Source organism: Bacillus sp. 3255, assembly GCF_031456485.1.
GTDB lineage: Bacteria > Bacillota > Bacilli > Paenibacillales > NBRC-103111 > Paenibacillus_E.
This window is the reverse complement of record NZ_JAVDUS010000018.1, coordinates 116,476-136,847: the sequence shown is the minus strand read 5'-3', so window position 1 is coordinate 136,847 and position 20,372 is coordinate 116,476. Positions and strand designations below refer to the sequence as shown.

The window sequence follows — 20,372 nt, the reverse complement described above, 5'->3', positions numbered from 1 at the left end:
ATCGGTCCTAGAATTCATTTGCCCCTTCCCGTTTGTTGTGTAAAATGAATACTCAAGAGCTCCGGTGCAGGAGTTCCGCCAATCGTATACGGAAAGGAACTTGTTCTATGCACATCCTGATCATCGAAGACGATTCCAGCATTCAAATGCTGCTCAAATTAAGTCTGGAAGTCGAGGGCTTCCAACCGACCGTGGCCGGCACGATCGCTGCCGGTCTCGATGTGCTCGCCTCGCAGCCCGTAGATCTCATTCTGCTGGATCTGATGCTGCCCGACCAGTCCGGCTTCGAGCTGCTGAAGACGCTTCAGCAGTGCTACAAAGAAATTCCTGTGATCGTCCTTACCGCGAAGAATGAGATGAACGATAAAATCCTGGGCTTTCAGCTCGGCGCCGACGATTACCTGACGAAGCCCTTCGAGACGCGCGAGCTGATTATGCGCATTCGCGCCGTCATGCGGCGCGTGGCAACCGATTCGCCGGGACCAGCCTCCGACGTGCTGCAAGCAGGCATTATCGAGATGGACCGAAACGAGCGGTCATTGAAGGTGGCCGGCAAACCGGTCAAAACGACGAGCAAAGAATTCGATTTTCTCTGGCTGTTGGCCAAAAATCCGAAGAAGGTGTTCACGCGGGAGCACATTCTCGATCAGGTCTGGGGATTCGAATATTATGGACAAACCAGGTCCGTCGACATGCTCGTCAACCGGCTTAGGGAAAAAATCAAACCCCACGATCATGTGTTGGCCACCGTTCACGGCATGGGCTACAAGCTGGAGGTTTAACCATGAAGCTTCGGAACAAGCTGTTCGTTCAGCATACCATAACGATCGTCATGCTGCTTGCCGCGATGTATGTGGTAGTAGGTTACATCCTGAGTAAAAGCATGATCGAGCGCGATACCCAGACGCTAAGCCAATATTACGACCTGCACCGCATCGAGGCGTTGAAAATCGTAAACGATAAGAAAATCAGCATCGAGCAGCTGTTCTCCGGGACGTATGCTCCGCTCATCGCCTCGCATCTCGCCGCCAACAGCAATTTCCAGGTGCAGCTGTTCGATACCGAGGGCACGATTATCGGAGACAGCGGGAACAAGGAGGATCTGGTGAAGCGCAGCGATATCGATGCCGCGCTGGCGGGACAAACCGCGAGCCTCCTTACAGAAGGCGAGAACAGTAAAATGCTGATTTATGCCTCGCCTTTTGTTTATGAGGGCAAGATCGTAGGCGGGTTCCGCTATCTGCTGGATTTGAATAACCATGAAGAAACCTTGTCCGCCATGCGAACCTGGTTTATTGGCGTCGCGCTCGGCTGTCTTCTCCTTGCCCTGCTGGCTAGCTACTCCTTCTCCTTCTTCATTATGAAGCCGCTGCACGCCCTTCAGCAGGCGCTGAAACGCGTGACGGTCGGGGACTTCAGCCGCAAAATCACGGTCCGCAGCCAAGATGAAGTGCGCGAACTGGCGGACGATTTCAACCGCATGTCCGAAGCGCTGCAGGAGCATATTGCGCTGCTGCATGTCGAGCAGAGCAAGCAGAAGAAATTTTACGACAACGTGACCCATGAGCTCAAAACGCCGCTTACCTCCATCATGGGCTTCTCCGATCTCATTGACAAAATGGAGCGCACTGACGATATCCGAATATGTAATGCGTATATACGCAAAGAAAGCGCGAGGCTCCTCCAAATGGTCGAGGAACTGCTGCAATCCTCGCTCAAAGGCGATGAAGCTTGGCGCGTACATATCGAGAGGGTGGACCTGGCAGCCATCCTGGCCGATAGTCTGCGCATTCTGGAGCCTACGCTGCAGAAGTCCAATATAACGACAGCCGTGCAGATGGAGCCGTGTGACGTATATATCGATCCGAAGCGGACGCAGCAGGTCTTGTTCAATGTGATCGAGAATGCGATCAAGCACAGCGAATGCACGCAGCTGACAGTACGTCTGGAGCAGCAGGAATATCAGTGCCTTGTCCGCATCGCGGATAACGGCAAGGGCATGAGCGCATCAGAGGCCAGTACGCTGCTCCTGCCCTCCGGCCGGAGGCCGGACCGCCCTGTATCCGCCCAATCGCACGGGCTCGGATTGCTGCTATGCAAACAATTCATGGAGCTGCAAAGCGGCGATATTGCGGTGCACAGCCGCGAGGGAAGCGGCACGGAAGTGGTCTTGACCTTCCAGATGGAGCCTGTGCGGGCGCAAAGTCTGTTACAAAATTGATACAAATCGATGATTTTTCTGAGATAAAAGGAGAGTAATCTACATGCAAGAGGAGAAGAAAGGGCTTTCATGGCTGCGTCTCATCTTATTGCAAATTGTTATCGGTTGTACGTTGATCGGTATTTTCGCCTATGTATTCCGGATTGGCGTCAACGAAGTCCGGCTGATCCCGCTGGATCCGAACAACCGCGACATGTTCGACGGCGTTCCCATGCGTATGAATGTCACATACCCGGGCATCGGCACCATCGCCATTGACGATCCCAAAGAATTGATCGCTTGGAAAGCGGCGTTCGCCCGAGTATTGAATGGCGGCGGGCAGCCCGCCCGTGCAAACGCTTCCCGGCTGCTGCTGACAGGCTCGATCGCTTACTTGGATCAAGAGGATGTGCCGTTCCAGATCGGAACCAGCGGCTTCCGCTTCGGCAGCGATATTGCGGGGTCGCTGGACATCAGTGCAGAGATCCGCAAGCTGCAAAATATGCTGATCGACAAAACGCTCTCCGCCGAAACGATCGGCAGTGTGATCGCCAACCGGAATCATCAAGTATTCCGGCTGCAGGACGGCCTCCTCACTGTGCTGCCCGATGCCGAACGCACGGCTTTGACGGCGCAGATGACGACGGCGGTCCGCCTGATCGACTTCAGCCATTTCGACTTCATGGCCGAGCAGCCCAGCACCCATTATGTCGTACAGCTTAAGGACGAAACCGTCAGCGGGAAGCATTGGCTTCATATCGATCTATACAAAAATGCGTATTTTATCGTTTTCGATTTGCTGGATGAAACGAACCACAAGGCCTATTTCAAGTTAAGCGACGCCTCCTAACCTATCGAGGGGATGGTTGATGAAATGGCTAGAAAGAAAAATAACAGCTCTATTATGATTTTATCCGTCATTGTTGTCGTGCTGGTCGCCGGATTCTTCCTGTACAAATCCGGTGTATTCGGCGGGAAAGCGAAAGGCAAAATTACCGTGTATTCCATTTTCCAAGAGGAAGAAGCGCGTAAGATTCTGGATAAGTTCAAGGCGGAGACGGGGATCGACTACGATGTTCTGCGTCTGCCCAGCGGGGAAGCGGTAACACGCGTGCAGAATGAAATGGGCAAACCGCAGGCCGACTTCTTGATGGGCGGACCTGCAGACTCGCACGAGGTATTGAAGAAAGCGGGCGCCCTGGAGAGCTACATCTCCCCCAACGCCAAAGACATTGCGGACAATATGAAGGACAAAGAAGGCTTCTGGACCGGATTCTACTTGAATCCGATTGCGATTGGCATCAACGAGCAGCGCTGGAAAGAGAAGTACGCCTCCGCTCCTTACCCGCAGACGTTCCAGGAGCTGCTTGACCCGAAATTCAAAGGTGAAATCGGCATGTCCGACCCGGCAACCTCCGGCACTGCCTATACGGCCGTCGCATCCCTGGCGCAAGTCTGGGGCAAAGACAAGATGCTGGATTACGTCGGCAAGCTGCTGCCGAACCTGAAGGAAAGACCGAAATCCGGTATCGAGCCGATCCAAAAAGCGGCGAAAGGCGAGTATACGATCGGGATTACATTCCTCGGCGACCAATTGAAAATGAAAAATCAAGGCAGTCCGATCGTCTCCATCGTTCCTGAAGCCGCAGGCTACGAAGTGGGCGGGCTCGCGATCGTCAAAGGCGGAGCGAATACCGAAGGCGCCAAGAAACTGATGGACTTCATGCTGACCAACGAGCCAGGGCTGCTCTATACAGAGTCTGCTTTTGCAAGCTCCGTGAAACCTACGGTACCGATTCCTAAAGGCGGCATCGATATCAAAACAACGAAATACAACACGACCTACAGCCTGTGGAAAGCTGCCGAACAGCGGAAGGAACTGCAGGACGCGTTGAAAAACCTCAAATAAGAAAGCGTTATCAATCCGGGCATTGGATTCGCATATTGGCGCCAATGCCCGACTAAACCATGAATGTGGAAGGCGGTCGTAAGCCCCTTATGATCATAGAAAAAAAAGGCATGGGCACCTCGATCAGCAAGCTGGTGAAAGATCCTTCCTCGCTGATATTCGTTCTCATCAGTTTCGCCGTACTCTGTCTCTTCGTCGTTTATCCGCTTATTTATGTAATAGCACTCCCGGGAGCGACGGATTGGACGACTTTCTTCAGCAAAAGCCGTTATGGCACAGCTCTGCTGAATACGGTCGTCAGCTCCTCCCTCTCCGCACTGACAGCAACCGTATGCGGATTTATTTATGCCTATTCGATTCATTACAGCAACATTGCGGGGAAAAAGTTTTTCCGCTTCATCGCGTTTCTTCCGATTCTTGCGCCGTCTGTCATGACGGGTCTGGCGTTTCTGCTGCTGTTCGGACGCGGCGGCATGGTGTCGCAAACGCTCAAAGCCTGGTTTAACGTCGAGCTCGACTTATACGGCTTGCCGGGGCTGTGGATCGTGCAGACGATCTCCTATTTCCCGCTGGCGTATATGACCATAACCGGTGTACTGCGCTCCATCTCGCCGAATCTGGAAATCGCCGCTCAGAACCTGGGGGCTCGCGGCTTCAAGCTGTTCCGTACGATCACGTTGAAGCTGGCGCTGCCTGGGGTCATCAACGCCTTCCTGCTGGTCGCCATCAACTGCTTCGCGGATTTCGGGAATCCGAAGCTGATCGGGGGCAACTATTCCCTCCTGGCCGTCGAAATTTACGGGGAAATCATTAATAACGAGCCCGGACTCGCGTCCGTCATGGGGGTTGTTCTGGTCATCCCTGCACTCATCGTATTCGTCGTTCAGAACAAGCTGCTGTCCAAAGGTTCTTATTCCACCATTACGGGGAAGCCTGTCTCTGGCCTTAACCGGGTGAAAACATCCCGCAAAATGGATATCGTTCTATTTATTTTCAATAGTGTGATGGCACTTTTCATTCTGGCCATGTTCGCGATCACGATCTTGTTCGCATTTACCAAAAATTTCGGCCGCGACAACACCTTTACCCTTAGTCATATCACCAAAATGGTGTTCAACCCGTCAAGCCCCGCTGTCCTCAACAGTCTGGTGCTGTCGCTCATTTCCTCCATTCTGGCCGTCGCCTTCGCGCTCGTTCTGGCTTATGTCGTTGTTCGCAAGCCATTCCCGGGCAAAAGGTGGCTGGATTTCACCGCCGTTCTGCCGATCGCGCTGCCGGGTACATTCGTGGGCTTGGCGCTAATCGTCGCTTTCAGCAACGGACCGATTATGCTGCAGGGCTCGGCCATCCTGATTATCGTAGCCATGCTGCTTAAGCAGATGCCGGTCGGATACCGGGGACTCACCGCTTCCTTCAAGCAGGTGGACAAATCGATCGAGGAAGCCGCCACGAATCTTGGTGCGGACAGCCGCCGCACCCTGACGACGATCGTTTTTCCGATGCTGCAGAAAACGATTGTCGCCAACTTCGTGTACGCTTTTATGAAAAATATGAATACGTTAAGCACCATCGTCTTTCTGATTACACCCAAATGGGTCGTCGCCGCCGTATCGATCTTCAACTATGCAGAGACCGGAACTTACTACTGGGCTGCCGCCGTTGCCGTCGGTTTGATGGGGACTACGCTCGCTACGCTCGGTATTATGAAGCTCATTTTCCGCTCGAAGGTTAAAATATTTGATTTCTAGCACGTTCTAAGGAGTGAGATTGCATGAGTTCATCCATATTGTTGGATTTAAAAAATGTCAGTAAGGTGTTCGGGAGCAACCACGTTCTCAAACAGATCGATCTGCAGATTGAACGCGGGAAATTCATTACGTTCCTCGGGCCCAGCGGCTGCGGGAAAACGACGCTGCTCCGCTCAATTGCCGGCTTCTATACCATAGATGACGGTGAAATCCGCATCGACGGCCAGGTTGTCAACGATCTGCCGCCATATAAACGGGGAACGCCGATGGTGTTCCAAGAGTACGCCCTGTTCCCGCACATGACGGTTTTCGATAATATCGCTTACGGTCTGGATATTCAGAAGCGCCCTGAAGATGAAGTGCAGGAGCGCGTTAAAACGGCGATGGCCAAAGTGAAGCTGACCGGCCTGGAAGAGCGTTACCCGCACGAGATGTCCGGAGGCCAGCAGCAGCGGGTCGCCATGGCCCGCGCGCTGGTCATGAACTCGCCGATCATCCTGCTGGATGAGCCGCTGAGCAACCTCGACGCCAAGCTGCGGGAGGAAGTTCGCGTCGAGCTGCGCACCATTCAGCAGGAGCTCGGCCTTACGGTCATCTATGTGACTCATGACCAGCTCGAAGCTTTATCAATGTCGGATCACATCGTCGTATTCAATAAGGGAGCGATTGATCAATACGGCACTCCCCACGAAATCTACTATAAGCCCCGCACCACTTATGTCGCCGATTTCATCGGGACGACCAACTTTGTGGACGCGGTTGTCCGCGATTTATCCGGCGGCAAGGCGACGGTCGAGTATGGCGCGAGTGGCCGCCAAGTGAGCGTCATCACCGATGAAGCGGTGAAGCCCGGCGAGAGCGTGCTGCTCTGTGTGCGCCCGGAATCGATGCGGCTCGGCGCTGCGGAAGAAGGCGATCTGCTCCTTAGCGGCTTCGTGAAATCGTCCATGTTCTTGGGCGAGAAGGAACGTTATTTCATTTTGGACGATAATATGAAAGAATGGATTGTCGATGCCTACGACATTGGACTGACTCGCTTCCAGGGCAACGTGACGATATCCGCCGCGAATGATAAAATTCATTTAATCAAGAAGAACGTATAGGACATAACAGACATAGCATGGGCTGAAAAGGGGAACTTTGGTTTCCTTTTTTGGCTGTTCGGGAGGTATTGCATCATGTGGAAAAAAGGCTTGCTCGTGCTCCTGGCGGGGATCTGCGTGTTCTTCGGCTTGCGCCTGTTCGGGGAAAAGAAAAGCAACCAGCCTCTCAAAGTTTACGTCATCTTCCAAGAAGACGCCGGCCGCATTCTGCTGGAAACCTTCAAGGAGAAAACGGGACAACCTTACGACATCATCCGGATGTCGAGCGGGGAAGCCAGCTATCATCTGCTGACGCTCGGCAAGACCGGAATCGACGTGGTGCTTGGCGGCCCGGCCGACCTGCATGAACAGCTGAAGCTCCAAAGCAAGTCGCTGCGGTACACCCCCGCCGGCGCCGGCTCCATCGCCGCCAAATACAAAGACGCCGCCGGCTACTGGACCGGCATCTATATGGGCGCGCTCGCCATTGGCGTCAACCAGACCGTCTGGCTGCAGGATCCCTTGCTTCGGGATCTGCCGCTGCCGCAGCGGTACGAAGATCTGCTCCGCCCCGAGCTCAAGGGCAAAATCGAAATTCCCGACCCCGAAACGTCGGGAACCGGCTATACGCTGCTGGCTTCGCTTGCCCAGCAGCGCGGGGACAGCGAAGCGATCGCCCTCATGCAGGCGCTCAAGAAGCAAAGCGCCGCCATGACGTTCGCGGGCAATACGAGCGCGCAGCATTTGGCCGAAGGCGAGATGGCCGCGGCCGTCTCCTTCTTAAGCGATCAGCTCCGCTTCAAGAATTCGGGCTACAGCATCTCCTCCTTCATCCCGCCGCAGGCGGGATGGGAGATCGGCGCCGTATCCATCCTGAAGGGCGGGAACAGCAGTGCAGCGGCGAAGCAGCTGGTCGATTTCATGCTGTCCCGCGAGGTGCAGACCGACTATATGAATACGGCGTTCTCCTTCCCCGTTGCGCCCGACATCCCGGTGAACCCGCTGCTTGAGCCCGTGAAGCTGGAGAATCTGCTGGCTTCGTACCGCTTCGACCTTGCGGCGCAGCAGCATGAGAAGCTGCTTGCGGCTTGGCGGACAGCGGAGTAGGCCATCACATGGGGTGCTGTGCTAAGATCCGTTAGCCCGGTGCAGCACCCAGCTTTCTAACGGACTGTACGTCCGCTATTGACCTGAACAACGCCGAGTTCCGATTCTAACGGACACAGCGGACCCTATTTGCCTATTTCAGGCTAATAAGTCTCTCGGAAGGAGCAAATAACAGCTCCCTTGTCCGTTACATGTTCGAGGAGGCCCTTTTCCATCGAATAAGAGCAGCTGGGTCCGTTAGAGTGTCGCGCTCCACTCCCCCAATAACAAAAAGCTGTCAGCTCAGCAGAATGACTGCCTGAGACTAACAGCTTTTTTGCTTCGCGTGTTACGCCCTCTTACGCATGCACAGGACTAACGTCCTGCTGCCGCTTAGCCGCTTGAAGCCGGCTCGAGCCCACGAACATCGCCGTAACGAACCCGATCACGCCTACACAGATACTGAGAATGAACCCGTGGTTGATCGCCGTGGCCAGCGCTCCTTGCAGGAACTCCCGGATCTCCGGCGGAATCGTTCCGCCCGCCCGCATCAGCAGCTCGGGATTGGCCAAGGTGCCGATTTGGTCGGCCGGAATGCCGACCTTGCCCGCGCCGTCAGCGATAAGATGGCCGAGATTGTTATTCACAATCGTCGCCATAATCGACGCCCCCATAATGCCGCCGATGCTGCGCCAGAAGCCCACGATCGAGGAGCTGACGCCCATATATTTGGGGTCGACATTCGCGGCAACGGCGTTCTGCGCCACACTCATGAGCGGTCCCACCGCGCCGACGCCGAGCAGAATCATAAGGCCGATCATATAGCCTCCGGAAGCATGAGAGCTTACGAGCGTTAACAGCAGCGACACGATAACCGTCATGATCATGCTGACCATAAGCAGCGGCCGGAAGGCGAATTTCGACTGCAGGAAGCCGAACAGAATGGCGCCGCAAATGAGCGAAGCCATCATCGGCGTCAGCACGCCGTTGGAGTTGGGATGGCCAAGCACAGCTACAGTGAAAATAGGCAAATAAGTAATGGCCGAGAACATGAGCACGCCTTGGCAGAACACGATGATGCTGGTTCCGAGCACCATGCGGTTCTTAAATATCGTGAGCGGAAGAACCGGCTCCGCCGCCCGTCGCTCTACGAGAATAAACACCGTGCCGAAGAGCGCCGCTGCGGCAAACAAGCCGATTTCCTGCCAGGAGCTCCAGGCGTAATCTTTGCCTCCCCATTCCAGCGCCAGCATGAGAGACACCGTTGTCACGATAAGGAATAATGTGCCGAGATAATCGATTGTCGGCTTACGCTCCGAGCGTGTCTCCTTCAGTGCAACCATCAGGACAAGCATAGAAGCCAGGCCGATAGGGACATTGATGTAGAAATTCCATCTCCATCCCAAGTGCTCGGCGATGAAGCTGCCCAGCTGGGGGCCGGCTACGGACGAGAGCCCGAAGATAGCGCCGAATACGCCGGACATTTTGGCCGCATCCTTCGGATCGCTGAAGATCGTATAAATGATCGTAAAACTAATAGGAAACAGCGCACCGGAACCGATACCTTGAATGACACGGAACCAGATCAGCTGATCGACGTTTTGAGCGATTCCACACAGGGCGGAGCCGATGAGGAACAGCGCGATCCCGATCAGATAGAACATTTTTCTGCCGAATAAATCCGACATTTTCCCGAAGACCAGCATCGTGCTCGTCGAAGCCAGCATGTAGGCGGTGAACACCCAGCTGATTTTATCGAATACGTTGAAGTCCTCGCTTAATTTATTGATGCAGGAGGCCACGATCGTATTATCCAAAGACGACATCAGCAGACCGAGCGCCATGGCCAAAACAATTAAATTTTTATTCGAACCGGACTGGTTCATGTTAATCCCTCTCTTCGTCCTTAACTTGTTTCATAAGGGTCAGCCCCTCCTGAATCGCATCCAGCTTCGCTTGATACTCTTTCATTCCGATTTGAATGCAAATAACCTGCGACGGCTGCATGTCATCCTTAAAGCGCAACCGCATATCTTTCAGCTGCTGCAGCTGTTCCTCGACATGAAGGTACGCCTTCTCCAGCCACGCGATCACCGTGTCCTTACTGACAAACTCGCCGAAATACAGCCGCATCAGGAAATCCGACTTCACGCTATCCGATTCAATCGGACTGTCCAGATATCCGTTGAATTGCTCCTTTCCTCTCTCGGTAATGGTGTACACATTCTTGTTCGGTTTCCCATCCTGCGCAACGCTTTCCTTCGTCAGCAGCCCCTCCTTCTCCATCCGGTGAAGCATGGGGTAAATCGTTCCGTAACTGGAGCTGTAGAAATAGGAAAATAAAGTCTCAAATAGTTGTTTAATTTCATATCCGGTTAACGACCGATTCATAAGTGTGCCTAGAATGACGTCCTGACTGTTCATGTTGGAAAGCTCCTCCGTTTGTTTCGTTGTTATATAACGATCCTTACTATATCATATTGATATATATCATGTCTATATATTTGAAATGAAAAACTGAGTATGTTACAATCGCACTATCACTTAACGATTGGAGTTGAAGAGGATAATGTAATATTTCTTGCGACCGATTTAAAGAATAAAGCAGCTAGGGTTTTATTCTTTATCCGAGCAAGGAAGTTACCTTATTCTTTTCACTCAAAATATATCCGGTACCGGCCCTGCTGCAGGCAGGCTTTGCCGTATCTTTTTGAGCTGTGAGAAAGGTAACTTTCTTGCAGCTCATTTTTTATTTCCATCAAAGGAGGTTTCGGCTATGTCATTAATCAAAGTAACGAACCTGACATTTGCCTATGACGGCAGTTACGACAACATCTTCGAGGATGTCAGCTTTCAAATCGATACCAATTGGAAATTAGGCTTCACCGGAAGAAACGGCCGGGGGAAGACCACGTTCCTTAACCTGCTGCTCGGTAAATACGACTACAGCGGAACCATTTCGGCCGGCGTAAGTTTCGACTATTTCCCTTTCCATGTAGCGGATAAGGAGAACAATACCATCGATATCATCACCGATCTCTACCCGGATTATGAGCACTGGCAGCTTATGCGCGAGCTTTCGCTCCTGAAGGTGTCGGAGGACGTGCTCTACCGGCCTTTCGAGTCGTTATCCAACGGGGAACAAACGAAGGTGCTGTTGGCTGCTCTATTTTTGAAGGAAAACAGCTTTCTGCTCATCGACGAGCCGACCAACCATCTGGACATCCACGCCCGGAAGCTGGTCAGCGAATATTTGCGGGGCAAGAGCGGGTTTATTCTTGTGTCGCATGACCGGTCATTTCTCGATAACTGCGTAGACCACATTCTCTCGATCAACAAAACCAATATTGAGATCCAACGAGGGAATTTCTCCGATTGGTGGGAGAACAAACAGCGGCAGGACAACTGGGAACTGGCCGAGAATGAGAAGCTGAAGAAGGACATTAAGCGTCTGTCCGATGCGGCCAAGCGAACGAACGACTGGTCGCACGAAGTCGAGAAAACGAAGAACGGCACCCGCAACTCGGGCTCCAAGGTTGACAAAGGCTACATCGGGCACAAAGCTGCCAAAATGATGAAGCGGTCCAAGTCCATCGAACAGAGACAGCAATCTTCGATTGACGAAAGATCCCAGCTTCTGAAGAACGTCGAGAGCTCGGAAAGCCTGAAAATCACACAGCTTGCGTATCATAAGCACCAATTAGCCGAGCTTGACCATGTTGCCATCCAGTATGGCGAGAAAAGCGTTTGCCGCGATGTCAGCTTCACGATTGAGCAAGGGGACCGCATCGCGCTGACAGGTCCGAACGGTTCCGGCAAATCCAGCTTACTCAAGCTGATTTGCGGCGAGGATATTCCCCATTCCGGCGTGTTTCGCAAAGGGAGCCAATTGAAAATTTCCTACGTTTCGCAGGATACTTCTCATTTGCGCGGGAATCTGACGGACTTCGCCCGAAGCAGCGAGATTGACGAAAGTTTGTTCAAGGCGATTTTGAGAAAGCTTGATTTCTCACGCTTGCAATTCGAGAAGGACATCGCGTCTTATAGCGGAGGACAGAAGAAGAAGGTGCTGATTGCGAAAAGCCTCTGCGAACGCGTTCATTTGCATGTCTGGGACGAACCGCTCAATTTCATCGACGTCATTTCCCGGATCCAAATCGAAGAACTGCTGCTGGAGCATTCGCCTACCATCCTGTTCGTGGAGCATGACAGCGAGTTCAGCAAGCGTATTGCAACCAAAACAGTGGAATTAAACGGATAACCAAGACTAGGAGGATGAAAGCGATGATTGAGATTGAGGTTGTAGATGATTCCGTGAACCGGTTCTTGTTGTCGGTCAACCCGGTTCACGAGCAAACAAACCGACGGGCTGAAGAGACATACGTATCCATCGATAGATGCACATAGCGATGCTGTAGGCGGGTGAAAAGTAAGGCTCTATCAAGCACACACAAAAAACTGCCCAAGGTCATCCCTGACCCTAGACAGCTTCCCCATCACCTTACCAGAACAACTCTCCGTGCCCTAACAGGCGCGACAGTCCTTCCACGAAATAATAGTCGCCGTAAATGAGCGGCACATCCACATTCTTGCCTTCCGGATAGTGGCTCGTGCCGTGCAGAATGAGCCCTTCCTCCGTCTCCGAATCCCACGCGCCGTAGTTCGTGTAGAGCGAGTGCAGAATGCGCTCGCCCGCCTGGCGGTACAGGCTGCTCTCCTGGCCGCCGACCTGCTCGGCGATCAACAGCAGACCGCAAGCCGCACAAGCGCCGGCCGATGTGTCCCGATAAGCCGTGATGCCTTCCGGCAAGCGGAAATCCCAATGCGGCACGCTATCCTCCGGCAAGTTCGCGAGGAAGAAGTGCGCGGCGCGCTTAGCCCCGTGCAGATACCGCTCATCCCCCGTGTGGAGATGGCTGAGCGCCATGCCGTATACCGCCCATGCGGTGCCGCGGGACCAAGCGGACTCGGGAGCGAAGCCTTGTCCGCCCTTCACTTCCAGCTTCTCGCCCGTATGCGGATCGAATACCACGATATGGTTCACGGAACCGTCCGGGCGAAGGAAGTGCTCGAGCGCCATATCGGCGTGCCGGATGGCGATCTGCTTGTACCGCGGGTCTCCGGTCGTCCGGGAGGCCCAATACAGCAGCGGCAGGTTCATCATGCAATCGATGATGGCCCAGCCGGCATTGTCTTCCCCTTCACGCCACGGATTCCAGGCGCGAATGTAGTTCCCCTGCACGTTGAAGCGTGCAGCGAGCAGATTCGCCGCGAGCAGCGCGCGGCGTTTGGAATCCTCCGCGCCGAGCAGCTTGTAGCGCGCAACACTGGTCAGCGTCCACATGAAGCCGATATCGTGGTCCAATCGGTAATAATCCGCGATGACCTGGTCGAGCTGACGCTCGCAGGACTCCGCCAGCAGCTTCAGCTGCTCGTCTTGCGTGTCGCGGTACAGCAGCCACAGCAGCCCCGGCCAGAAGCCGGCCGTCCACCAGGAAGCAGGCTCCAGCTGATATTCACCCTTCACGCTGGCGTGCGGGAAGCCGTCGCCGATCCGTTTGCTCGTTCTTGCTACTTTGGCCGTCGTCTTATCCCAAGCTTCCTGAGCCCAATCCAATGTCGTACTCATCTCCACCACTCCTGATCGAAAGATTTGTTATTGAAATTCAAAACGAAACGCCGCTTCCAGCGAAAGTCCCTGAGCTGCGCCGGATGCTCCGACACCTGGTTTCAACGTGAAATCGAGTGCGTAACACGTCTGGGGCTTGTCGAAATGATCCACATGATGCAGAGCTTCTACCTGCCATTCGAACAGGCTCCGGTCATAAGAAACATAAACCTGCGCCGCGCCGGATGCCGCGATAATAATTCGCCCATCCTCCGCGAGCTGCGGACGGTGCCAAGCGATAAAGCGCTCCACGAGTGACGCGGGCGCTTGTCCGAACGCGTAGCGGTCCGCCACCTCAAGGACCGGAGGCTCGCTCTTGCGCCAAGTGAAGCGCCGCACCAGCTCTGTCAGCTTCTCCGTGCCGTAGGCGCTGGAGATTTCCAGAACAAGAACGTCCTGCTCAGCGCTGCTCTCGAATGCAACGACCTCGGCCCGATGCTCCTCTCCGGCCTGCTGGTACAGGCCGTCAACGATCGGGACGGAATGGCTCTGCGAGCCGTTGCAGAGGATCTCATACCGCTCCGGTCCGAAATATTTCCGCGAATATTGCCCGCTTCCCAGATCCGGGAGCAATGTCTCGCCCTGCGCATACAGGATGAAATGCCCGATGTCGTTATGGTTGTGCGGTTCGTTATTATGTCCGCCTTTGGCCGCCAGTACATAGGCGCCTTGCTCTTGTAATTGCCGGGAAATCAACCACTCCGCGTCCGGCAAATAGTAGGTCGCCGTGTGCCATGCAGTCCCTTCCGCATCTTCCAGCGACCACAGCAAATTGCGGAGCGCCGGCGCCCAGCGGCTGCAGTGGTCGTCCCGGAACCCTGCGCGAAGCGCAAGCTCCGGGTGCTCCATCTCGGGATAGAGCCGCTTCAAGTAGCCGCTCAAGCCCATGAAGATGCCCGCTTCCCCTTGCGAATCGGAGAAGTTGGCCAGCTTCCTGTCGTGGAGGAAGCATTTCTGCTGGAACAAGGCGACCTGCCGCACCTTGTCCGATTGGAACCAGTTCACGGCGCCGCCGGTACGCCGCATAATCAGATCCGCGGCATACGTAAAGTAGCCGAAGCCGTACTGCCAATACATGTACCCTTCGGTGCATGCTCCGTCAGCGGCGAACCCGCTCAGGTACGAAGCCAGAGCGGGGAAAGCTCGCGCCAGCACCGCGGCGAGCTCGTCCTCATCCTGCAGCGTATAGATCGCTGCAGCGGCAATGGAGCCGCCGCAGACGGATGCCCAGTTGTGAGTCGCGGTCTCCCAGTGGCTGGGAGGCTGCGTCACGAAGGGGCGCAGGATGCGGCGAAGCACCTCTTCGCGGATGCGGACGCTAAGCAGCTGGGGCAGCGAATCGCCGACCAGCGCGCTGATTTCGCTCAGCGCGAAAGCCGTCTCCGCGGCGAAGAGATCGATCGTGAACCTTTCCTGCGAATGGTTCATAAGCCCTTGCCCCTGCGTGTCTGCGTCAGACCGCATCTCAGGGCCCTGCAAGACATGGGCGGGCAAGCACCAAGTATATTCATCCAGGATGGACATGATGGTATCCGAAAGCGCATCCATATAGACGCTGTCTGCACCTTCCAGCCAAGCAAGCAGACCGAATGTCGTCAATCGGTTGCGCCGGCGGAAATAAACAAGTTCGTATTCTCTCCGAGAGCCCGTCGTGGAAAACAAATGAAATAACGAATACGTAAGCTCCGGCATCGTTTCCTGCAGCAATTTGGCGCCTTCGCTTTGTATTTCCGCGATCAGCTTCCCGCTTTCCTTTCCTTGCAGCAAACGGGTTTTCACTTGTTCCGCCGTCTCTCCGGGAAACAGCAGGCTAGTCGGTACATCGGGGGCAGCGAGAAGCGCTGCTTTGATCTGTTTGAGGTCCCATTTATCCACCATAACACTCACCGTCATCCGACCTACTTTCTCATAGATTATGAAGGCGGCTGCCTTCCGTTGCTCGCGGACTTGCGTGATTGCACGGCCTGCCAAAAAAGCCTGTCTTTCTTATTATAAAGAAATCGGGCACCGGCGAAATCATGTTATTTTGACTTTTTTGACTCATATCTTGACCAATTGGGCGGAATGCCGCAACATGGGATGATGGTAGAGAGAGCAATATATAGAGACCATTACTTTATCGGGTTGGAACACTGTTATGAGTCATGAAGCCGTACTGGGCAGCCACGGGAAAGAGGTGCCCAAGGGGCGGTTTCCCGTTTCCCTGCTTTCATTAACCGCAGGCGCTTTCGCTATCGGCATGACAGAATTCGTGATTATGGGCTTATTGCCCAATGTGGCCGAAGATCTGCATGTAACAATTTCACAAGCCGGACAGCTCATCACGAGCTATGCCATGGGCGTCGCGATCGGAGCGCCGATTCTTGCTTTATTCACGAACAAGCTGCCGCAAAAGCTGCTGCTGTGCTTGCTGATGGGCGTATTCATCCTTGGCAATGCCATCAGCGTCATTGCCCCCAACTACACCATATTGATGGGCGCACGCATCGTGACCGCTCTGGCGCATGGGACGTTCTTCGGGGTAGGCGGCGTGATTGCCGTCCATCTCGTTCGGCCCGATCGCAGAGCGGGGGCCATCTCCGTCATGATGGCCGGCCTGACGATCGCCAATATTATGGGCGTGCCGTTCGGCACCTTCATCGGACAGCAGCTCGGCTGGCGGGCATCCTTCGGTGCGATTGTCCTCATGGGGATCGTCTCGCTGATCGGTATTATCGGCTTGATACCGCGCATTCAGCAGGAGAAGAGCGCCGGCATTATCCAGCAATTCCGTGCACTAACCAGACCTAGGCTGCTGCTCATGCTGCTGATGGGCGCGTTGGGCAGCGGCAGCTTGTTCACCGTGTTCACCTACATTACACCGCTGTTGGAACAAGTGACCGGCTTCTCGGAGCATCATGTCGCGTGGATTCTCGTTCTCTTCGGCTTCGGTGTCACCTTCGGCAACATCATCGGGGGCAAGCTGGCGGATTGGAAGCTGATGCCCGCTCTGCTTGGCAATTATGCGGCCTTGGCGCTCATTCTTATTTTGTTTCAATTTACCGTCCACATCCCCGTGGCCGCCGTTATAACCATATTCATCTGGGGCGCCGCCGCATTCGGCATTTTGCCGGGGCTTCAGCTGCGCATCATGAGCATGGCCAAAGACGCACCGATGCTCGCTTCGACTTCGAACCATTCGGCGAACAATTTGGGCAATGCCAGCGGCGCTTTCATCGGCGGATGGATCATCACGCACATGGGGCTTACTTATCTGCCTTGGGCAGGGGCGCTTCTGCCTGTGCTCGGCCTACTGCTTGGGCTTGTCAGCTACCGCTTGGACAAGAAGAAAGCTTCGTAAAACATCAAAAGCCTGCCCTTGCATAAGGGCAGGCTTTTGTATGCCGGGGAGGCGATACTATCTATTCACTCCCGAAACCGGTTCGATCAACTTCAACAGCTCGATCAAATCCGCCTTATCGAACGTGCGATTACCATCCATGTCATAGCGGAATGGCATCGCAGCCAGGACACTGGAAATATCCCATCTCGTCTGTTGATAGAATAGAGACACAATGTGCTCCGCCGATGCCGTGCCGTCCGCGCTCCGCACTTGGATCCAGAACCGGTTAATTCCTTCCGTCAGTTGAATCGGCGAACCCAGGTCTACGACGGTTCCCGCCTCACCGCTGACCGGCTCGATCCGTTTCACTTGAACGGCGTTCCCCGCCTCGGCTGAAACCGGATGAAGGTTCCATGGGGAACTGCCGCCATGAACGACTGCTGAGAGCCAGGATTCACCGGCTGCGAGCGTTAGCCTGTATTCGCCGTTCGCAAGAACAAGCTGTGTAAGCGCCGGTTGAACGACCACAACCACCTCTTGCGACTCCGTCCCGTTCGTCATCCCTTCTCGCACATACAGCGCCTTATAGCGGTGCGTGCCCGAGCTGGCCCCCGTTATACTGAGGTTCGCGTTGCCGTACACATCGGTTGTCACTCTCGCTACTTCCGCCCCGTTCTCCCTCAGCGAGATATGTCCCGTTACGGTCGGATCACCGACAATCCCGCCGACGGACGCGGACAACAGAACCGGTTCATCTAACCGGAGCACCCCGCTCGGGTGGTTCAGTATGAGCGTCGTTCCCTGCGTATTCGGCATCACGACCTGTGTTACGGCATCCGAGACTTGAGCCTCATGCAGCGCATCGGGCACATAAGCGGCCTGCACGGTATAGGTGCCGGGCAGCAGCGCCGCCGTCTTCAGCTCGGCGTAGCCTGCGGCGTCCAACACGACCGGTTCCGCAGATATATTACCGCCGCTGAACACGATCGCACCTGCAGGCAGCTGCGGCTCTTCTCCGGTGTTGGTCACATGCGCGGTAAATGTAACGGGAGTCCCGTAATACACGGCTTCTGTAACCGATGACGTAATCTCCACTGCAACCGGGATCGGTTTGACTTGCAGACTGATGCCGGCGGAAGTGCCTGCGTGATGATCGGCATCACCCAGATAATTGACGGAAATCGTATGCGTACCGATCACGAGCTGATCCGTCTGCCAGGTTGCTGTCCCGTTCGTTAATGTCAGTTCATTCGGCCAACCGTTAAACCCGCCCGTACTCGATAAAGCAACCATACCCTCCGGAACGGAACTCCCGCTCCCTGTATTCGTCACCTGCACGGTAATCGTCACAAGATGCCCGTAGACGGTTTCTCCTGTTTGCGGTGTATAGCTTAACTGGACATGAACCGGCGCTTTGGTTACCGGCTGTGTGACAGCTGCGGCCGTGCTGGCCAAATGATTCGCATCGCCGGCATATTCCGCCTCGATGGACCGGTCACCGGCCGGCAAGCCCATTAAGGTGATCACAGCCTCCCCGCTCCCGTCCAAAGCCGCGGCCGGAGTTATCGCTTGCCCGTCTTGTTTGAACGTCACGGTGCCGGTTGGAATCAAGCTATTGTTCACGGTATTTACAACCCGGACCGTCCAAGACACCGATTCCCCCGCTTCAATCGGGCTTGGCTCCGCTATTGTAATCACAGTGCCGGCTTTATTCACCGTATGCGGTACAGCCGTAGACGAGGATACGCCATGCTTAGCGTCACCGCTGTATTCCGCTTTGAACGAGTGAACGCCTGCTGCTAATTGGGGAACCGTCATGACCGCTCTCCCTGCGCCTAAAGCAGCCGTACCCAGGATCGTTCCCCCATCCTTGAACGTAACCGTACCGCCCGGAGCAAGGGCGCTGCCGTTCGTATTCGCTACGGTTGCCGTGAATGTCAACGAAGTGCCGTAGGGTGAAGCGTCTCCCTCGTCTCCCTCGTCTCCCTCGCCTCCCGTCACCGATAAAGTGGATGCCGTAGGAATGAGCTGAATGACAACCGGCGTAGAGCTCGAGCTGTTGGAAAGGTGTGTAAGACTGCCGCCGTATTGCGCAGTCATCTGGTGAGAGCCTATATCTAGATCCGGCACCGTTATGGAGGTCACTCCGAAACTGAGTGTCCCTGTGCCGAGAAGATTCGCTCCGTCATAGAACGCAACCGTCCCCGTCGGCCCCAGCAAACTAATGGCGCTATTCGCCACCGAGGCGGTCAACGTCACGGCATTCCCGTACGTCGCCGAGCCTGGACTCGCGCTGATGGACACGGTCGTTGGGATACCCAGAACGGATTGTGTCAAACTGCTTGACGTGCTGGAATGGTGCTGGCTGTCTCCGTTGTAGGACGCTGTGACGGAATAACCGTTAACCGGCAGCGAGGAGGTCGATAACACCGCGACACCGCTTCCGTTAAGGCCGGACGTTCCCAGCACATGGGCTCCTTCCTTGAAGGTTACTGTTCCTCCGGGCACAACCGGACTGCCGTTCGAATTGGCGACGGTTGCCGTGAACGTAATCTCTTCGCCGACGTAGATGAGACCGGCATTCGAGGTTAACGATGTATTCGTTTGAATTTGATCAACCGTATGTATGAGAGAAGAGGATTGTTCCTCGTGATTGCCATCCCCTGCGTATGTGGCTGTAATGGTATGCAAGCCGGCCGGCAGATTGCCGATCGAGATGGAGGCATACGCGTTAAAATTTTCAAGCTCTGCCCATGTGCGCGTCGTGGTGCCGCTCTGACCGTTCAAGGCGACCGTCCGGGAGGCGGAATTATCGACGGTGATGCTGTTCACATAGCGGTTGCCGCCGATTTGCCACGATTTGACCAAGCTGTTATTCGCATCATAGGCATACAAATACACGTAATAATTGTTATCCGTATCATCGTAAGCCCAATACGTCAAACCGCCCCATTGGATGACGGGACAGTTCGCGCCGCAGGAAAGCTTCTTCCCAGGCTGTGCCGGGGCGAGCGCTCCGTTCTTATACGTAACGGTTGGCTCTGTCGCCGCTAACGTCTGGACACCGCCAATCGGTGTTCCCCCGTCATAAAATGTGACGGTGCCTGTCGGGGTCGAACCGCCGGATGCGGCATCCGTGATGACGGCTGTAAACTGTACCGACTCCCCGTAAGTGGACGCAGCCGGTCCCGTCAACACGTTCCCGACAGGCATTATTGCGAATGCCGCAGGCTGCCAAAGGTTCACCAGCAGCGCAATTAGCAAAACCGCACTTATCCAGCGCAGCTTCGATGTTTCCACCCTTGTACTTTTCATATACATCCCCCGCCCTGATGTGAATCTCTCTAGTTAGTATAC

15 protein-coding genes are annotated in these 20,372 nt (G+C 54.7%); 10 read left to right on the top strand and 5 right to left on the bottom strand.

Annotated elements, in window-relative coordinates:
- The first annotated feature begins 107 nt into the window (after positions 1 to 107).
- The 7 genes from J2X61_RS25370 (at position 108) to J2X61_RS25340 (ending at position 8,046) form a co-directional block, all read left to right on the top strand.
- Positions 108 to 782, top strand: a complete 675-nt coding sequence (locus tag J2X61_RS25370; RefSeq protein ID WP_310191743.1) for a response regulator transcription factor — start codon at positions 108 to 110, stop codon at positions 780 to 782.
- A gap of 2 nt (positions 783 to 784) precedes the next feature.
- Positions 785 to 2,221, top strand: coding sequence for a HAMP domain-containing sensor histidine kinase (locus J2X61_RS25365; protein ID WP_310191741.1), 1,437 nt, complete (start codon positions 785 to 787; stop codon positions 2,219 to 2,221).
- Between the two features lie 43 nt (positions 2,222 to 2,264).
- Positions 2,265 to 3,050, top strand: coding sequence for a DUF3919 family protein (locus J2X61_RS25360; protein WP_310191738.1), 786 nt, complete (start codon positions 2,265 to 2,267; stop codon positions 3,048 to 3,050).
- A 24-nt stretch (positions 3,051 to 3,074) separates the two neighbouring features.
- Complete coding sequence (locus J2X61_RS25355) at positions 3,075 to 4,109, top strand: ABC transporter substrate-binding protein (RefSeq protein ID WP_274471857.1); 1,035 nt, start codon at positions 3,075 to 3,077, stop codon at positions 4,107 to 4,109.
- An 89-nt stretch (positions 4,110 to 4,198) separates the two neighbouring features.
- Positions 4,199 to 5,857 carry an ABC transporter permease gene (locus J2X61_RS25350; RefSeq protein ID WP_310191735.1) on the top strand — a complete coding sequence of 553 codons (1,659 nt, stop codon included), beginning with the start codon at positions 4,199 to 4,201 and terminating at the stop codon, positions 5,855 to 5,857.
- A gap of 23 nt (positions 5,858 to 5,880) precedes the next feature.
- Entirely contained in the window at positions 5,881 to 6,960 is a 1,080-nt protein-coding gene (locus tag J2X61_RS25345; protein WP_310191732.1) for an ABC transporter ATP-binding protein, read from the top strand.
- A 75-nt stretch (positions 6,961 to 7,035) separates the two neighbouring features.
- On the top strand, positions 7,036 to 8,046 hold the full coding sequence (locus J2X61_RS25340; RefSeq protein ID WP_310191729.1) for an extracellular solute-binding protein: 1,011 nt from the start codon (positions 7,036 to 7,038) through the stop codon (positions 8,044 to 8,046).
- Positions 8,047 to 8,384: 338 nt separating this feature from the next.
- Here the strand turns inward: J2X61_RS25340 and J2X61_RS25335 are convergent, their stop codons facing one another.
- Entirely contained in the window at positions 8,385 to 9,911 is a 1,527-nt protein-coding gene (locus J2X61_RS25335) for an MFS transporter (protein WP_310191726.1), read from the bottom strand.
- A 1-nt stretch (position 9,912) separates the two neighbouring features.
- Positions 9,913 to 10,449 carry a helix-turn-helix transcriptional regulator gene (locus tag J2X61_RS25330; RefSeq protein ID WP_310191724.1) on the bottom strand — a complete coding sequence of 179 codons (537 nt, stop codon included), beginning with the start codon at positions 10,447 to 10,449 and terminating at the stop codon, positions 9,913 to 9,915.
- A 352-nt stretch (positions 10,450 to 10,801) separates the two neighbouring features.
- Between J2X61_RS25330 and J2X61_RS25325 the strand changes: the two genes are divergently transcribed.
- Both J2X61_RS25325 and J2X61_RS25320 read left to right on the top strand, forming a co-directional pair.
- Positions 10,802 to 12,286, top strand: a complete 1,485-nt coding sequence (locus J2X61_RS25325) for an Lsa family ABC-F type ribosomal protection protein (protein ID WP_310191722.1) — start codon at positions 10,802 to 10,804, stop codon at positions 12,284 to 12,286.
- A 23-nt stretch (positions 12,287 to 12,309) separates the two neighbouring features.
- Entirely contained in the window at positions 12,310 to 12,432 is a 123-nt protein-coding gene (locus tag J2X61_RS25320; protein WP_310191719.1) for a hypothetical protein, read from the top strand.
- A 94-nt stretch (positions 12,433 to 12,526) separates the two neighbouring features.
- Here J2X61_RS25320 and J2X61_RS25315 read toward each other — a convergent pair whose 3' ends face one another.
- A complete protein-coding gene (locus J2X61_RS25315) occupies positions 12,527 to 13,654 on the bottom strand; it encodes a glycoside hydrolase family 88 protein (RefSeq protein WP_310191716.1) in 1,128 nt (375 codons plus the stop codon).
- A gap of 27 nt (positions 13,655 to 13,681) precedes the next feature.
- Positions 13,682 to 15,586, bottom strand: coding sequence for a heparinase II/III domain-containing protein (locus J2X61_RS25310; RefSeq protein WP_310191714.1), 1,905 nt, complete (start codon positions 15,584 to 15,586; stop codon positions 13,682 to 13,684).
- A 244-nt stretch (positions 15,587 to 15,830) separates the two neighbouring features.
- Between J2X61_RS25310 and J2X61_RS25305 the strand changes: the two genes are divergently transcribed.
- Entirely contained in the window at positions 15,831 to 17,033 is a 1,203-nt protein-coding gene (locus J2X61_RS25305; protein ID WP_274471868.1) for an MFS transporter, read from the top strand.
- 57 nt (positions 17,034 to 17,090) lie between these two features.
- On the opposite strand, the gene J2X61_RS25300 is transcribed toward J2X61_RS25305, so the two are convergent.
- Positions 17,091 to 20,330, bottom strand: coding sequence for an Ig-like domain repeat protein (locus tag J2X61_RS25300; RefSeq protein ID WP_310191711.1), 3,240 nt, complete (start codon positions 20,328 to 20,330; stop codon positions 17,091 to 17,093).
- Between the last annotated feature and the right edge of the window lie 42 nt (positions 20,331 to 20,372).

Bases quoted from the DNA above. Each gene is read 5' to 3' on its own strand.
- J2X61_RS25305 (WP_274471868.1), top strand. From the start codon at position 15,831: ATGAGTCATGAAGCCGTACTGGGCAGCCACGGGAAAGAGGTGCCCAAG.
- J2X61_RS25310 (WP_310191714.1), bottom strand. From the start codon at position 15,586: ATGACGGTGAGTGTTATGGTGGATAAATGGGACCTCAAACAGATCAAA.
- J2X61_RS25335 (WP_310191726.1), bottom strand. From the start codon at position 9,911: ATGAACCAGTCCGGTTCGAATAAAAATTTAATTGTTTTGGCCATGGCG.
- J2X61_RS25330 (WP_310191724.1), bottom strand. From the start codon at position 10,449: ATGAACAGTCAGGACGTCATTCTAGGCACACTTATGAATCGGTCGTTA.
- J2X61_RS25370 (WP_310191743.1), top strand. From the start codon at position 108: ATGCACATCCTGATCATCGAAGACGATTCCAGCATTCAAATGCTGCTC.
- J2X61_RS25355 (WP_274471857.1), top strand. From the start codon at position 3,075: ATGGCTAGAAAGAAAAATAACAGCTCTATTATGATTTTATCCGTCATT.
- J2X61_RS25365 (WP_310191741.1), top strand. From the start codon at position 785: ATGAAGCTTCGGAACAAGCTGTTCGTTCAGCATACCATAACGATCGTC.
- J2X61_RS25350 (WP_310191735.1), top strand. From the start codon at position 4,199: ATGATCATAGAAAAAAAAGGCATGGGCACCTCGATCAGCAAGCTGGTG.
- J2X61_RS25320 (WP_310191719.1), top strand. From the start codon at position 12,310: ATGATTGAGATTGAGGTTGTAGATGATTCCGTGAACCGGTTCTTGTTG.
- J2X61_RS25300 (WP_310191711.1), bottom strand. From the start codon at position 20,330: ATGAAAAGTACAAGGGTGGAAACATCGAAGCTGCGCTGGATAAGTGCG.
- J2X61_RS25360 (WP_310191738.1), top strand. From the start codon at position 2,265: ATGCAAGAGGAGAAGAAAGGGCTTTCATGGCTGCGTCTCATCTTATTG.
- J2X61_RS25325 (WP_310191722.1), top strand. From the start codon at position 10,802: ATGTCATTAATCAAAGTAACGAACCTGACATTTGCCTATGACGGCAGT.
- J2X61_RS25340 (WP_310191729.1), top strand. From the start codon at position 7,036: ATGTGGAAAAAAGGCTTGCTCGTGCTCCTGGCGGGGATCTGCGTGTTC.
- J2X61_RS25345 (WP_310191732.1), top strand. From the start codon at position 5,881: ATGAGTTCATCCATATTGTTGGATTTAAAAAATGTCAGTAAGGTGTTC.
- J2X61_RS25315 (WP_310191716.1), bottom strand. From the start codon at position 13,654: ATGAGTACGACATTGGATTGGGCTCAGGAAGCTTGGGATAAGACGACG.